Origin of the sequence: Paraburkholderia sp. BR10954, from assembly GCF_040965775.1 — a bacterium.
In the GTDB taxonomy this organism is placed as follows: domain Bacteria; phylum Pseudomonadota; class Gammaproteobacteria; order Burkholderiales; family Burkholderiaceae; genus Paraburkholderia; species Paraburkholderia youngii.
Genome location: NZ_JBFRCK010000214.1, coordinates 1 through 548 on the forward strand (window position 1 = coordinate 1; position 548 = coordinate 548).

The window sequence follows — 548 nt, forward strand, 5'->3', positions numbered from 1 at the left end:
CGAATCGCGACAGGTCGCCGAGTTCGGCGAGCATGCCTACGGCCGTGGTGAACTGAATGCCCCGCATTGCCTGCAGGCCCAGTACCGCCGGATAGAAGCGCCAGTTGACGACAGCCTCGCGTAGTGCCGCCTCGAGGCGGTCGCATTGTGCGAGTCTGTCTTCGACAGCACGGCGGCACTCGTCAAAGGCCAGTTGTTGCCAGTGGTTGGGGAACGCAAAGGTGCTGATCCACCTTCGATGTGCCGGACCCCAGTTGGCGCTGCCGGTATAACGAACACCGTGAGAGAGCAGAAAGGACTTGACCCGCTGACGCGCGTGTTTGAGATCCGCTTTGGCGGTAGCCCACGCCCGGGCCAGATCCCGGAATGCCTCATCTTCGACGCCCGGCACGTAGACTGACGAGAGATCACCTGCGCGCAACGAGCGCACGAGTTTGAGGGCGTCGCGGCGGTCGGTCTTGACCCGCTCGCCTGGTTTCCTCGGAATCAGCGACGGGGCACATACCATGCAGTCGAATCCCTTCTGCACCAGTTGCCGGTATAGACCA

Annotated in this window: 1 pseudogene; it reads right to left on the reverse strand. The window is 62.6% G+C overall.

The window, feature by feature from the left end:
- A pseudogene (locus AB4Y34_RS41940) lies at positions 1–548 on the reverse strand (IS110 family transposase); the annotation flags it as partial.